This is a genomic window from Paracoccus sp. PAMC 22219 (assembly GCF_000787695.1).
GTDB lineage: Bacteria > Pseudomonadota > Alphaproteobacteria > Rhodobacterales > Rhodobacteraceae > Paracoccus.
In genome coordinates this window covers 1-13,814 of sequence record NZ_BBPH01000019.1, presented here as the reverse complement: position 1 = coordinate 13,814, position 13,814 = coordinate 1, and the positions used below count along the sequence as shown (strand labels likewise).

Sequence of the window (13,814 nt, the reverse complement as noted above, 5' to 3'; positions counted from 1 at the left end):
AGTGCCCCGAGCCTGCTCGCAACGCGGGCAAGACGGGCTGCACTGCCCGCCTCTGCCGACCGCCAGTTATCGATGACCTTGAACTCACGGGGTTCAGCCCGTGGCCCGGGCGGCAGGTCGTTGGGCTCGTCGTCAGTCGCACTAGGCAGAAACCACAGGTCGTCTTCGGATGTCTCATCTACCTCTCCGGCATCCGGAAGAGCGTCGCCAAAATAACCAGGTGGAGTAGGTCCTTGGGTCTTCATAAGTGCAGAATACACATCTTTTGCATCTTACCTAAGGGTTTAATTTTAAGGTGTCAGCGGCCCTGTGGAGCCTGTCTGCGCAATGTCCTCGGTTAGCTCTCTCGATGAGCTCATAGGGTGAAAACCCCGGGCATTTTGCGGAGCAGCGTCACAGAACGGGGCATTGCATCTGTTTACAAACGGTCGTTTGATATAAGCTTCAAAAACTGCAAATGGTCCCAACATCATGCCTCTCATCGGCTACGCCCGCGTCTCGACCGAGGATCAGACCCCCCTGCCCCAGGTCCAGGCTTTGAATGCTGCCGGCTGCAGTCAGGTTCTTCAGGAGCAAGCCTCTGGTGGAGATCGTGCGCGTCCGGTGCTGGCGCGTTTGTTGGAGCAGATGCGCAAAGGTGACACGCTGATCGTGGTCAGGATTGACCGGCTGGCGCGATCTCTGTCGCATCTGCTGGATGTGATTGAGCGGCTAGAGGCAAAGGGCGCGTTCTTCCGCTCTATCGAAGATCCGATCGACACCGCCAGCCCACAGGGGAAATTTACGTTGCAGGTTCTGGGCGCTGCTGCCGAGTTCGAACGTGCCCTGATCCGCGAACGCACCAAGGCGGGGCTGGCCAGCGCACGAACCAAGGGCCGGATCGGTGGGAATCCCGGCCTGCGGGCGAAAGATCCGGCTGCTTTACGCAAGATCCTTCTGGCGCGACATGACGGCTACATGGAACGTTTGGCCGATACGGCGACTGAGTGGGTGCCCTATGTCCGTCGCCTACGCCCGGAGATGGCGTGGGAGGACGTGCTGCGTATCGTCAACGCCCAGTTGCCGGAAAGCCGCCGTTGGACGCAGCCCCGCCTCCTCCGGGCCACCCGCGCCTATGTGGGTGAGGGTTTCCTGCCCGCTGCCGTGTTAAAGCGCGCCGCCCGCCGCTCGACTGACGATCGCCTGCCCGCGATTGTGGCTGCAATCAAAGGCGCAGACACTGACATAACGCCGCAAGCCATCTGCGACCGTCTGGAAGCGATGCGCGAGAGAACGCCCAGAGGGAGGACCAAGTGGCAGCCCTCATCGGTCAAGATGCTCCTCGGGCAAGCTAAGAAGCTGGGAATGATCTGATCAGGCAAGGAATACTCGGGCAGGTCGTCACGGCGTGTTCTTGGGAACCATCTCTCCTTCTGGAACTTAACCTTGTAATTCTTCTATGCAATGGAGTAATTACAAGGTATGTACATACGGCAAGCCACCCAAATCGTCCTGACAGCTTTAGAAAGTCAGGCTGCGGTTGTTCTCCTCGGCCCTCGGCAGGTAGGCAAGACGACTCTTGCGCTGCGGATCGCCGAACAACGCCCGTCGGCCTATCTAGACCTAGAGCGAAACTCCGATCGACAGATTCTGATAGAACCCGATCTCTATCTGGACGAACAGGCGGGAAAGCTGGTGATCCTAGACGAGGTCCAACAACTTCCGGGACTGTTCAAAAGCCTTCGCGGCCAGATCGACATGCGGCGTCGCTTGGGCTTTCGTAACGGACAGTTCCTCCTCCTCGGATCGGCATCAAACGTTCTGCTGCATCAGTCTGCAGAGTCGCTTGCTGGGCGTGTTCGTTATATCGAAATGCCGCCCCTGCTTCTCGACGAAGTGGGTGAGCATCAACTGAATGGCCTTTGGCTGCGGGGAGGATTTCCCGACAGCTTTCAAGCCGACACCGACAAGGCCAGCATGGCCTGGCGCACGGATTTCTTACGGACCTATCTGGAACGCGATATCCCTGCCCTAGGTCCGCGGATACCTGCAGCCACCCTGGGTCGTTTCTGGACCATGTTGGCGCATTCACAGGGCGGCCTACTGAACGCGGCCGCGCTTGCGGAGGGGTTGGGCGTCTCGGGCCAGACGGTCGGACGCTATCTCGACCTGCTTGTCGATCTCATGCTGGTTCGGCGCCTTCAGCCCTGGCACAAGAATGTCGGCAAGCGCTTGGTCAGGTCGCCAAAGGTTTTCGTCAGGGATAGCGGTCTAGTCCATGCACTTCTGGGCCTTGAGACCATGGAAGACCTGCTGGGTCATCCCGTAGTAGGTGGGAGCTGGGAGGGGTTCTGCCTTGAGGCCCTCATTGCCGCTGCCCCTACGGGTGCGGAGCCGTTCTTCTATCGGACGGCAGCTGGCGCGGAAGTTGATCTTGTCCTGCGGCTTCCCCGGGGCGAAATTTGGGCGATCGAGATTAAGCGAACCACCACACCGAAAGTCTCGCGGGGTTTTCACCTGGCTGTCGAAGACATCAAAGCAGATCGAAGTTTGCTGGTCTATGCGGGTGAGCGGAATATTCCAATGGCTCAGCGACTGCGAGCCATACCGCTGGCGGCGGCTCTGGATATGTTGCGTGGCCTGCGAAGCAATGGATGACTGTAGTGTGGTTCAATGGTCTTCGTAAGGACAGTTCAGAACGTAATCTCGACCTTGCTGATCGAACCAAATTCACTCGTTGCTACGTCCTGCAACCGCTTCAGATGATGCGTGACAATATATTTTGCGACAAAGGAAGACGGCGCCCGAAGGCGAAGTGAACCTTGCTCAAAATCCTCAAAGACCAAAGCAGAGAACCAGCTTTTATACAGATCTGGATCCATATCAGACAAGCGCGAGCATGTACGCCCCCACGCCGTTTCTTCCTGATAATCGGGTGCAGTTGCAGGCCGAAAGTCGACCCGGACAACTGTCGGTCCGACAGCACGAGGGTCGTGCCTGTTCGTGTCCATCCTGGCCGCAAAGTCCGGCCCGACCTCTTCCCAATGAGACTCGCTTCTTCGATAGATTTCATCTTGGTTCAGCCGATAGGCGGCCACCCTGCCCCGCACACCAGGTCGAAGCTGAACGAGAATCTCGCTCCCGAGCAGCCGCTTAATTTCTCTCTTGACGGTTCGCTCATCCACCGACCACATCCGAGCAAGATCGCGCTGTCCCACTGTCAGCTCATCGAGCTTCCAGTTGTAGCGGGCCGTAACTAGGGCAACGAGGCGAAGCATAGAGGTTTGAAATACGGCTTTTCCGTTAAGGCCAGCAATGGCCATCGCTGTCAGCAGGTCATATTTCTGCACTGAGGCATGCGGCCCGGTGGATCTTGTCGCCTTCATTGCTGCCCTCTTCTATCTCGCTCGGCGTCTTCGTCCGATTCTGATGATGCTGTGAGAGTGCTTAAAATCCCGCAATCTGTCAACGACGATCTAAAAGCGCGATTGCTGCTAGCTTGTCCAAAATCCGAAGAAAATCTGGTTATATAGGATATGGGTGACAGTCATGGTGTCACCTTATCGCACCCTCTGTGTCACCTCAATCGCCCGGGGGTGGCCGATCGTGTCCCCGTATCCGACCGAAATCGCGTTCTTAGCGGCGGTGTTATAAGAATGGGAAAACACAAAACGCCGGATTTCAATTTTAGGAGTTTCGCGTTATTCAGATGGGATAGCCATAAAACGCGAGCCGACACATGCGGGACCATACTCATCTTCAAGGAATGAACGAGCGCAGCCTTGCACAGCAGGCCGCGGTCAGGAAGGCGACGTTTTCTCCTTCAGAGAAAAAGACCCTGCGGCCCTTCTCGATCTGGGAAATAAGCCAGTTCATGTTCGACATCCCGGCTGACACCCTTCGCAAAAAGCTGGCAGATGATCCCTCATTGCCACAGGGAATCGTGGAAGAGGATGGGCGCCAACGGTGGTTCACCCTGAACGAGATCAACGAGCTGCGCCGCAGGTTGCGATTTCGCGGCAAGACATTGATGCCCAAGCGGCCGCCCGGGCGCGCCATGAGGATAGCGGTTTCGAACTTCAAGGGCGGCGTGGGCAAGACGGTGGTAGCCCACCACCTTGCAAATGGCGCCGCCCTGGACGGCTATCGCGTATTGGTAATCGACTTTGACCCCCAGGCCACGCTGACCCATTCAATGGGCCTCGTTGAAGTTAAGGAGTGGAATACCGTCTGGGGGATCATGTGCCGCGACCTGTGCCGCGAGGCTGACCGCATTGTCGCGGCATATGACGACCCTGGCGACTGCCCCTACCCTTCTTCGGACGAGCTGCCCGAGGATGTCCAGTCCATCGGCTCTCAGCGCGCGCAGGACTTCATTCAAAAGACAGCGTGGTCAACGATCGACGTTATCCCTAGCTGTGCGAACGCAGCCTTTGTTGAGTTCGCAAGCGCTCAGTACCGCGCACTTCATAAAGCCTGGAGCTTTTTCGGCTGCATTTCCCGATATCTCGATGAGCTTCCTGACGACCAGTATGACATCATCATTTTCGACTGCCCTCCGGCCATCGGCTATCAATCCCTCAATGCTGCCTTCGCTGCCGACATTCTCTATGTGCCTTCGGGGCCGGGGTATTGGGAGTACGACTCGACCACCAGCTACTTGGGCCAGCTGGGCGACGCGATGGAGGACATTTCGTCCGGGTTCGCTTCTCTGGCGAAGGATGCAGGGATTAGTCTTCCCAAGAAGTTCGATGACGTCAGGCTTCTGATGACACGTTTTGAGGCGTCAAATCCGCTGCATATTGCGATGATGGATGCGTTTCGAAACGTGTTCGGCGATGATGTGTGCAAGAACGCCATCGAAATGACCCGGGCAGTTGAGCAGTCCGGTCGTTTTCAGCAATCGGTCTATGAGCAAGATTATCGCCAGATGACCCGTGAGACCTGGAAACGGGCGCGGCAGAGTTTCGATACGGCATATATTGAGTTCCGGGAAACCGTGCTTCGCGCGTGGGATGACAGAAACACCAATGGGGGTATGGGCGCATGAGCGGAAAGAGTAAGTTTGGCTTCGAACCTTTGGAGCCTGCCGACGTCAAGCCGCGCAAGCGCGAGGTCGGACCGATGGGCGCGGCAGTCCGCGAAGCGGCTGGAAGCCTGGCTGAGAGCACTGAGACGTTGGTCGAGCAGCGCCGCCAGAATGCGTCGGATGCCAAGGCTTTTAGGACGGCGAAGGGCGAGGGACGTGTCCTTGAGATGCTCCGCGTCGATGACATCAGGACTGACGACCTTCCCCGCGATCGCATTGATCTAACTGCGACGGCGGGGTCTGACGAAATGGAAGAACTGAAGGCTTCTATTCGTGCTCGGGGACAGAAAGAGCCGATTGAGGTCTTCAGGACTGGAGCCGGGTTCCAGCTAAAAAAGGGTGGCGTCGCCTGACAGCGTTGAAACAGCTCTGGCAAGAGACTGGCGATACGCGCTTTGCTGTCGTGACCGCGCGTGTGTCGTCAGGACCTACGGATCGCATCGACCTCTATATTGACATGGTGGAAGAGAACGTTATCCGCGAGGACCTGAGTTTTGCCGAGATGGCACAGGTGGCCATAACCGCGGCAGGCGAAGCTGGGTTGGAAGGGCAGGGGGCCGATGCCCTTGTCGGTAGGATATTTGCATCCCTTCACAAGATGAAGCGGTCCTATATCCGTAGCTTCGTCTTTCTTCTAGAGGAACTTGGCGACGTCTTGCCTTATCCAAAAGCGATCTCGCGCAACCTGGGAGTCGAGGTTGCAAGGCGTCTCCAGGCATCACCCGAAGTTTCACAGTCACTCCGCAGCGCTCTGACTTCAGTAAGGTCGGCGGATGAGCAAGCCGATGTGCTGTCGCGGACATTCGCCCCGCCGGCGAGCCGTGTTTCATCTGGGCGAGCGCCGGATCAAAAGAAGGCAGTCAAGTATGAGTTCCACGTCGGAGAGGCGAAGGTGACGGCACGCAAGGGAGAATGCCGAATTCTATCTGAGACTGATTTCTCTTCTATCGATAGGAAGCGCCTTCAGAGCGCGATCGAAGCGTTTCACCGGGTGTTGCGGGAGGAGTAACCCGTGGGTTACTCCTACCCTGAAATGGGCGTAACCCACGGGTTACAGCTGGCCCATGTGGTTGGTAAATTGGGTTGTCGCACTCACGAAAATGATCATTCTTCTGCCCCATCATGCAACACAGATGGTCGCCTTGCTTTGTCAAGCAGTCGCCAGCACTTCGTCGACTTGGATCAAGACTATAATGCGTTGCGCAGGCAGGCTTAAGCGATGAGTTATGCTGGGTGACAGCTGGAGAGTAACGCCAATGCGCCAGCCGAGATCCTTGGCCGAGATGGGCAAAGATTCGTCTCAAACTGCCTGCCATTTACATCCCTCCCATCAACTAATAAGAGAATAAAAACAATGAAATAGATGGCCCGCTTTCGATAGGCCATTCGATGCATCTTCTCTGGGGTGTTTTCTAGGGGACTGAGTGTTGATCACGCCCCGCTCAATCGTTAGGTGGAAGGATATGCTGGTCATGATGCAGGAGATGCGCGTCAGCCGAGTCGGCCATCGCAGGTATCGAGTTCATGAACATGATTCGAAATGACCAGCTCATCCCAGAACTATGCACTTTTCAGCAGCTCGGTCACTTGGCGCCAGAAGCTTTAGAGAGAGGCGGTACGTCAGGATCCGACACAAGCTTTGCCGCAAAGCCGTTCTATAATCGGACCGAGTGGATATAGTCACATCCCCGGCCCTTGCTTCTGCATGATACATGATCTACAGTAACGTTCTGGATATACATCGCGCTGGAGGGGCCAGATGCAGGTCGCAAAATGGGGAAACTCACTGGCTGTCCGCCTGCCTGCGGCCTTGGTGCGCGAGCTTGGTCTGAGAGAGGGCGATCAGATCGACCTAATGAAGGCTGATGGCATCCTTGCGGTCCGGCGACTGCCCCGGGCGGACGAGGTGCTTACCGAGTTGCGGCATTTCCGCGGCACCTTGCCCGCCGCGGAACGGCTTAGCCGCGACGCCGTGCATGAGCGTTGAGTTTGTCGATACCAATGTCATCCTTTATCTGCTGGACGATGGATCCAAGGCCGATCGCGCCGAGGTGATATTGGCGAAGAGCCCGCGCATCAGCGTTCAGGTTCTGAACGAGGCGATGGTCAACTGCCGCCGCAAGGCCGGACTGGACTGGGACGAGACGGCGCATTTTCTGGGCGGCATCCGGGCCCTTTGCCCCGTCGAAGATTTGACGCTGCAGACGCATGATGTCGGTCGCGCGCTTGCTGAGAGATATGGTTTTTCGGTTTATGATTCGATGATCGTTGCCGCGGCTCTGATAGCCGGATGCACCACCTTATGGACCGAGGACATGCATGCGGGCCTTCTGGTTGAGGGTCAACTGAGGCTGGTCAATCCCTTTACGTGATGACGGTATCAGTCAGCAGTCCTCCGCTAGTTGGGGCTAAGATGATCACGGGACAACGATGGCGCCTGTGTCTCCTTCGAGGCTGAAAGGGCGTGCACTGAATCTCGAAGGACCTGCGATGTGCAAATATCGTATTGGGCAGGTCTTCGAGGAAGGGATATCTAGGCAAGTGATCTTGCACTGCCCGGGCGGCTCTGTGAGGATCGCAGCGGCAAACTGGAACGGCATCTCGTGCACAAGACGCTGAGACCCCGCGCATAACGCCATTCTTGCATTCATGCTGATCTATAAATGACCGTTTGTAAACGCGTGCAACACCAATATCTGCTGCAGCTGTACGGATGCCCAGATCCTCTGCGTTCAGCAGGGGATGGAGTTTGGCGCCTTCGTGCGCTCTCTGGGCCGTATTCCAAGGCCCTCGGGATCTCGTCTGCCTGAGGGGCAGGATGACGAAGAGTTTGACCCATTTTAAAAAGTACTAGGCAACTGAAGAATAATACAATTATGCTAAACTTTCTTAGGCATAATCATGGGTTATCAGATGGATATCGGTTCGCTTCTCCTGAGTGCCGAGACCCACGCAGCGAGGGTGGAGGGCATCCTTCTGGCCGACCCCGCCCTAGGCGGATTGTGGCGGATGGAGACGAGCCTTCTGGAGGCTGCCGCGTCAGTCGGACTCGAAAGCGATCGGATCTCGACGCAGGGGATGGTGCTCCGTCTCACCAGCGGCACGGCGGTGGAAGAGGATACCCGGGCGGTCGAGATGGGCCTGAAGGTTCTGACCGTCATCCGCCGGCCTGGGAGCCCGTTTGGCGCGCCGATCGCGGCACTGCGCCGGATCGAAGCGGCTGCCGCGCCCATCGGCCAGACACGCGACGAGGGCGATCGTCTCGAGGATGCGGAGTTGTCCCTGGTCGTGGAGGCCGGTCGCACTTGGTCACACGTTCCGATCCTGGCGGCATGGCGTGCGGCGGCCAGCTATGCCTTCCGTTCCCGGCGCAGCAGCCCGGTGGCCGAGCGGCTGGTCTTCATGGCTGTTGAAGGTGCCGCGCGTCACCTGCAGGGACTGTCTCCCGATCAGAGGGCTGGTCGCGATGAGCTGGACGAGAGGGCAGGGGGGTTGCTGATGCCGGCGACTGCCGGGTGGATCGTGCCGCCATCCGTGTCGCTGACCCGCAATGGCTTCCGGGTCTGGTCGCCGATGACCGGCCTGGCCACGTTCCTGGAGGCAGCCACGCGGAGCCTCTCTCATGATCTCGGCCATCTGGGGACCCTGCGCCATGAGTTGGCGCGTCTCACGGCCATGACATCGAGCGCGCATGGGCGGTCGCGCCTTGGCGATCTGATCACCTACCTGGAGGCTCAGCCGGTGATCAGCTCGGCGATGGTCATGGATCATCTGGGTGTGACACGCCGGACGGCCCTGTCGCTGATCGGCGAACTGGTCGATGCCGGCTGCCTCAGCAACCTCACCGCCCGCAGCACCTCCCGGTCCTGGGCGCTACCCTCCCTCGCCGCGCGGATGGGCCATGCGGGAGGGGCGGGGGCTGTTCGTGGGGGTGTGTTCGCTGCTCGCGAGGGGCCGCGCGGAAACCTGAAGCCAAGCGGTCAATTGGAGCGGCTACGTGAGGAACGTGACGAGGGCCAGCTTGACCGGATCATGGCGGATCTCGATAGCGCGATGTCGGGCGTGGATGATGTCGTGCGTCGGGCGGGAAGCCCGAAACCTCGGGAGACGTAGGAAAAGATGTACGGACAGCGGTGGAAGCCGAACGATAACCAATACTAGTAGACCGGGGGTGAGATAACCCAGAATACGACGGCGGGCGTGGCTCCGTCATTCTGCCATGCGTAGCTGCTTTCCTTGAACTGGAAGCTATCGCCGGGATGCAGAACCACCTTCTGCGTGCCGATCCAGATCGTCAGCTGCCCCGAGATCAGGACGCCACCGTCCTCGGTCGGACGGGCGACCTTGTGGCCATCGCTGTCCGAGTGCGGAGCGAACGTGGACATGATCATCTCGAAACGACCGCCAAGAGTCGGGGACAGCAGTTCTTCGGTCAGACCGGTCTCGCTTGATCCGATCGGCACGCGGTCTTCGGCCCGCAGGATGAGACCCTGCTCTTCCGGGCTCTGGTGCGCGCTGCGAAAAAAGAAGTTGAGACTGACGTCGAAGTAGGCCGCGATGGCGGCAAGGTCCTTGACTGAAGGGGTGGTTTGACCGCGCTCAACCTGGCTCAGCCAGCCTACCGACCGGCCGAGGGTGGCGGTCAGTTCGGTGATGGTCAGCCCCCGGGACTTTCTCAAGGCGCGGATATCGCTTCCGACCAGACTGTTCACGGTCATTGCAGCTTTCGTCGATATGTGTCCGCGCCACCATCGGGTGTTCACAACGGACAGGCAAGGCTGGAAGACCGCACCCGTAATGAGATGAAATTATCAGATTGATTTTCATTTTTGATCATGCAGCATTGTCCGCGACATGTCTCGCCACATTCCCTTCGGAAAGCTCCAATATCATGATCTCCCTTCCGACTGCCGCACGCGTCGTCATCATCGGGGGCGGTATATCAGGCTGCTCGGTGGCCTATCATCTGGCGAAGCTGGGATGGACGGACATCGTCCTTCTGGAACGCAAGCAGCTGACCTGTGGCACGACCTGGCATGCGGCGGGTCTGGTGGGACAGTTGCGCGCCAGCCACAACATGACACGGTTGGCGAAGTATTCGGCCGATCTCTATACCCTGCTGGAAGCTGAAACCGGCCTTGCGACGGGCTTTCGTCAGTGCGGCTCAATCACGGCTGCCCTCACGATGGAACGGAAAGAGGAGATCCTGAGGCAGGCAAGCCTTGCCCGCGCCTTCGGGGTCGAGGTGAATGAATTGTCACCGGCCGAGGTGAAGGACCTGTATCCCCACCTGAACATCGACGGGGTCACGGCAGGGGTGCATCTGCCACTGGATGGCCAGGCCGATCCGACCAACATCACGTTGGCGCTGGCCAAGGGCGCGCGCAGCCACGGCGCGCTGATCGTCGAACAGACCAAAGCGCTGAATGTGACCAAGGCCGATGGGCGTGTCACCGGCGTCACGTGGCAGCGCGGCGGCGAAACGGGGCACATTGCCGCCGAGATGGTCGTGAACTGTGGTGGCATGTGGGGCCGCGACCTCGCCGCATCCTCAGGGGTGACGCTGCCTCTGCATGCCTGCGAGCATTTCTATATCGTGACCGAAAGCATACCGGGCCTGACCCGCATGCCGGTCCTCAGGGTGCCGGACGAATGCGCTTATTACAAAGAGGATGCCGGGAAGATCCTGCTGGGGGCCTTTGAGCCGGTCGCGAAACCTTGGGGGATGACCGGCATCCGCGAGGATTTCTGCTTCGACCAGTTGCCGGACGACTTCGATCATTTCGAGGCGATCCTGGAGATGGGCATCAACCGTATGCCGATGCTGGCCGATGCGGGTATTCACACCTTCTTCAACGGACCGGAAAGCTTCACCCCCGACGACCGATATTATCTGGGAGAGGCGCCCGAACTGAGCGGATACTGGGTCGCTGCTGGTTATAACTCGGTCGGCATCGCGTCCTCCGGCGGCGCCGGAATGGCGCTCGCACAATGGATGAACGACGGCGAGCCGCCCTTCGGTCTCTGGGAAGTCGATATCCGTCGTGCTCAGCCTTTCCAGCGCAATCGAACCTATCTGCGCAACCGGGTGACCGAAACCCTGGGCCTGCTCTATGCTGACCACTTTCCGTATCGCCAGCCCGCCACTGCACGCGGCGTACGCCGCAGCCCACTGCACGCGCATCTTGAGGCACGTGGCGCGGTCTTTGGCGAGGCGGCAGGCTGGGAGCGTGCCAACTGGTTTGCGGAGAAAGGCCAAACCGCGGAATATCGCTACAGCTGGAAGCGGCAGAACTGGTTCGACAACCAGCGGGCCGAGCACTTGTCCCTGCGCGAAGGGGTCGGGCTGTTGGACATGAGCTCGTTCGGAAAGATCCGGGTGGAGGGACGAGACTCTCTGGCCTTCCTGCAACGTCTCTGCGCCAACCAACTGGATGTCGCGCCGGGGCGCATCGTCTACACCCAGATGCTGAACATGCGAGGCGGCATCGAATGCGACCTGACCGTGACCCGCCTCTCCGAGACGTCATTCCTTCTCGTCGTGCCCGGCGCCACGCTGCAGCGCGATCTGTCATGGTTGCGCCGCCACCTGAAGGACGAATGGGCGGTGATTGCCGACGTCACCGCTGCCGAGGCGGTGCTCTGCGTGATGGGGCCGCGGTCGCGAGACCTGCTCTCTCTTGTATCTCCCGATGATCTGTCGAACGCGACCCACCCCTTCGGAGCCGCGCGGGAGATCGAGATCGGGATGGGTCTCGCCCGGGCCCATCGCGTGTCCTACGTCGGAGAGCTTGGTTGGGAGCTGTATGTGTCCTCGGATCAGGCGGCTCATGTGTTCGAAGCGCTGGCCGCCGCGGGCCCGCAGGTCGGGCTGAAACTGTGCGGCCTGCATGCGATGGACAGCTGCCGGATCGAGAAGGCCTATCGCCACTTCGGGCATGACATCACAGACGAGGATCATGTCCTCGAGGCGGGCCTCGGCTTTGCGGTCAAGACCGACAAGGGAACCTTCATTGGCCGTGACGCGGTGCTGCGGAAACGGGAGCATGGCCTGTCACGCCGGCTGATGCAGTTCCGCCTGAGGGATCCAGAGCCGCTGCTGTTTCACAATGAACCCATTCTTCGTGACGGCAGGATCGTGGGACATCTGTCGTCGGGGAATTATGGCCATACGCTCGGGGGGGCGATCGGGCTGGGCTATGTTCCGGTCATGGACGGCGAGAGGGCTGACGCGATGCTGGGGTCGGATTACAGCATCGACGTTGCCGGCAAGATCGTCGCTGCCGATATCAGTCTGGCACCGATGTATGACCGCACCTCTGCGAGAATGATGGTCTGAGGAACATGGCAAGGTAGGCGACCAGTTGAGACTCAAGTGCTCGGTGCCGCTGAAAGAGTTAAAGCACGTCGCTGTCCGGTGAGGGTTGCGCCACCTTGTTCACGACCAGACATCAAATCGATTAGACGTGAGGCAACGCCAGGGGGAACTCGGTGGCTTTGATGGCTAAGCTTTCAGGGCCATCGGCTGCCTGAATATTGTGACAAACTTGCAAAAACTCCGTCCAAAGTGCGATTTGTGCAGTTCAGTTATCGTTCCGTTAGTAGAAACGCGTTAAGCAAGAAGTCGCTTACGCGGGAGATATTCAGCGAATGTGCGCCTATCAGTTTTGCGATGTATGCGGGAACGAACTCGAAAAGATGAACCAGAGCAGGTTTGCATGTCTTTCCTGCTACATCGCTTCTGGGCCGGACTGGCCGACGCGTTGGCTTGCGGACAGTGCGCTGGACGCCGTGTGCAAGGCTGTAACCCTCTCCGATTGGCGTCGGAAATTCAGTCAACAGATTCCGGTGTCATGAGCACCTGAATCACGGACGGATGCGGCCTGACAGCATGTTCTGGCGAGTGGCTGAAGCGTCTTTCGCTTCAAACTGTGTTTAAAATGGATAAGGACTAGGTTCTGCCGCTTTTCCCAAAGTTGCTGGCGGGCGCGGCTTTGATTTCCGGCCGCCTAATATGCGTGCAGCCGAAATGAGCTTATTATTCGCTGTTCGGTCAGGCGGTCCCTGTCTTGCCCGACTTGGGACCGCCGCCGAATTCGTAGACTGATTATGATTTATAACCGATGACTGGGTATTAATGGTCCACGCATTGTCGAGACAGGCATGATGACGGACGCTCTTGATAACTCTGTCGATATCCGAAATAACCCCGAAAAAGTCGATCGTACTCTGACAGGCTTTCTCAGGAAGCGGGAAGTTGCACCGACTAGTCTCTCCTGCAATAGCACCGCATCTGCGTATAAGCTGACCCGAACGCACGCTTAAGCTGCACGGCATTTTCAATTGTATGCCCTTCTTCGGAACTGTCGAAAGCTCCAGCGAGTCAGATCCTTGTTCCAGAGTGCAAGAGTATCAGGTCACCACTCACGCCAGTTAAGAAGCCCCGCCAAGGTTGGGCTTTTTGCTGTCTTCCTACTTCACTAGCGTGCGCCCTTTCTAGCGTGCGCCCTTTGACGTCAGAAGGGCGGGGACTGTCATCGCAATGATCCGTACGTCTCTAAAAAAAGACCACCGTGAGACATAAAGGCGATCCAAGCGAACACGCTCTGCATAGGTCGTATCGCTGCGTCCACTGACCTGCCACAGGCCTGTCAGACCTGGGCGGGCTGCCAGATAGAACCGGGCAGTGCTGCCGTAATTTTCCAGTTCATCCTGCACGACAGGGCGCGGACCAACCAGGCTCATT

Annotated in this window: 12 protein-coding genes; 9 read left to right on the top strand and 3 right to left on the bottom strand. The window is 58.5% G+C overall.

Annotation, left to right across the window (positions count from 1 at the left end; genetic code table 11):
• Window positions 1–471: 471 nt before the first annotated feature.
• Window positions 472–1,353 carry a recombinase family protein gene (locus TY51_RS03200; protein ID WP_042245792.1) on the top strand — a complete coding sequence of 294 codons (882 nt, stop codon included), beginning with the start codon at window positions 472–474 and terminating at the stop codon, window positions 1,351–1,353.
• 108 nt (window positions 1,354–1,461) lie between these two features.
• Window positions 1,462–2,637 carry an ATP-binding protein gene (locus TY51_RS03195; RefSeq protein ID WP_042245789.1) on the top strand — a complete coding sequence of 392 codons (1,176 nt, stop codon included), beginning with the start codon at window positions 1,462–1,464 and terminating at the stop codon, window positions 2,635–2,637.
• 35 nt (window positions 2,638–2,672) lie between these two features.
• Here TY51_RS03195 and TY51_RS03190 read toward each other — a convergent pair whose 3' ends face one another.
• On the bottom strand, window positions 2,673–3,365 hold the full coding sequence (locus TY51_RS03190; protein ID WP_042245786.1) for a DnaA N-terminal domain-containing protein: 693 nt from the start codon (window positions 3,363–3,365) through the stop codon (window positions 2,673–2,675).
• A gap of 353 nt (window positions 3,366–3,718) precedes the next feature.
• On the opposite strand from TY51_RS03190, the gene TY51_RS03185 reads away from it, so the two are divergent.
• From TY51_RS03185 to TY51_RS03165, 6 genes are all read left to right on the top strand, one after another.
• The gene (locus TY51_RS03185) at window positions 3,719–5,029 is read left to right on the top strand and encodes an AAA family ATPase (protein WP_156117852.1); all 1,311 of its coding nucleotides are present in this window, start codon (window positions 3,719–3,721) and stop codon (window positions 5,027–5,029) included.
• Complete coding sequence (locus TY51_RS23120; RefSeq protein WP_231558881.1) at window positions 5,026–5,421, top strand: hypothetical protein; 396 nt, start codon at window positions 5,026–5,028, stop codon at window positions 5,419–5,421. The genes TY51_RS03185 and TY51_RS23120 overlap by 4 nt, the downstream gene beginning before the upstream one ends.
• A gap of 5 nt (window positions 5,422–5,426) precedes the next feature.
• Entirely contained in the window at window positions 5,427–6,077 is a 651-nt protein-coding gene (locus TY51_RS23115) for a hypothetical protein (protein ID WP_231558880.1), read from the top strand.
• A 750-nt stretch (window positions 6,078–6,827) separates the two neighbouring features.
• The gene (locus TY51_RS03175; RefSeq protein ID WP_042245780.1) at window positions 6,828–7,055 is read left to right on the top strand and encodes an AbrB/MazE/SpoVT family DNA-binding domain-containing protein; all 228 of its coding nucleotides are present in this window, start codon (window positions 6,828–6,830) and stop codon (window positions 7,053–7,055) included.
• Window positions 7,045–7,440 (top strand): PIN domain-containing protein, encoded by a 396-nt coding sequence (locus TY51_RS03170; RefSeq protein WP_042245777.1) that lies wholly within the window; start codon window positions 7,045–7,047, stop codon window positions 7,438–7,440. Before TY51_RS03175 ends, TY51_RS03170 begins: the two co-directional genes overlap by 11 nt.
• Window positions 7,441–7,969: 529 nt before the next feature.
• The gene (locus tag TY51_RS03165) at window positions 7,970–9,181 is read left to right on the top strand and encodes a helix-turn-helix domain-containing protein (protein WP_081994681.1); all 1,212 of its coding nucleotides are present in this window, start codon (window positions 7,970–7,972) and stop codon (window positions 9,179–9,181) included.
• A 44-nt stretch (window positions 9,182–9,225) separates the two neighbouring features.
• Here TY51_RS03165 and TY51_RS03160 read toward each other — a convergent pair whose 3' ends face one another.
• Window positions 9,226–9,786 carry a helix-turn-helix domain-containing protein gene (locus tag TY51_RS03160; protein WP_197054619.1) on the bottom strand — a complete coding sequence of 187 codons (561 nt, stop codon included), beginning with the start codon at window positions 9,784–9,786 and terminating at the stop codon, window positions 9,226–9,228.
• 173 nt (window positions 9,787–9,959) lie between these two features.
• On the opposite strand from TY51_RS03160, the gene TY51_RS03155 reads away from it, so the two are divergent.
• The gene (locus TY51_RS03155) at window positions 9,960–12,407 is read left to right on the top strand and encodes an FAD-dependent oxidoreductase (RefSeq protein WP_042245772.1); all 2,448 of its coding nucleotides are present in this window, start codon (window positions 9,960–9,962) and stop codon (window positions 12,405–12,407) included.
• A gap of 1,157 nt (window positions 12,408–13,564) precedes the next feature.
• Here TY51_RS03155 and TY51_RS20750 read toward each other — a convergent pair.
• Window positions 13,565–13,814, bottom strand: a 250-nt coding sequence (locus TY51_RS20750; RefSeq protein WP_081994680.1) for a sugar transferase, incomplete at its 5' end; no start/stop codon positions are given.

Bases quoted from the DNA above. Each gene is read 5' to 3' on its own strand.
- TY51_RS03175 (WP_042245780.1), top strand. From the start codon at position 6,828: ATGCAGGTCGCAAAATGGGGAAACTCACTGGCTGTCCGCCTGCCTGCG.
- TY51_RS03195 (WP_042245789.1), top strand. From the start codon at position 1,462: ATGTACATACGGCAAGCCACCCAAATCGTCCTGACAGCTTTAGAAAGT.
- TY51_RS03165 (WP_081994681.1), top strand. From the start codon at position 7,970: ATGGGTTATCAGATGGATATCGGTTCGCTTCTCCTGAGTGCCGAGACC.
- TY51_RS03160 (WP_197054619.1), bottom strand. From the start codon at position 9,786: ATGACCGTGAACAGTCTGGTCGGAAGCGATATCCGCGCCTTGAGAAAG.
- TY51_RS03155 (WP_042245772.1), top strand. From the start codon at position 9,960: ATGATCTCCCTTCCGACTGCCGCACGCGTCGTCATCATCGGGGGCGGT.
- TY51_RS03170 (WP_042245777.1), top strand. From the start codon at position 7,045: ATGAGCGTTGAGTTTGTCGATACCAATGTCATCCTTTATCTGCTGGAC.
- TY51_RS03200 (WP_042245792.1), top strand. From the start codon at position 472: ATGCCTCTCATCGGCTACGCCCGCGTCTCGACCGAGGATCAGACCCCC.
- TY51_RS03185 (WP_156117852.1), top strand. From the start codon at position 3,719: ATGCGGGACCATACTCATCTTCAAGGAATGAACGAGCGCAGCCTTGCA.
- TY51_RS03190 (WP_042245786.1), bottom strand. From the start codon at position 3,365: ATGAAGGCGACAAGATCCACCGGGCCGCATGCCTCAGTGCAGAAATAT.
- TY51_RS23120 (WP_231558881.1), top strand. From the start codon at position 5,026: ATGAGCGGAAAGAGTAAGTTTGGCTTCGAACCTTTGGAGCCTGCCGAC.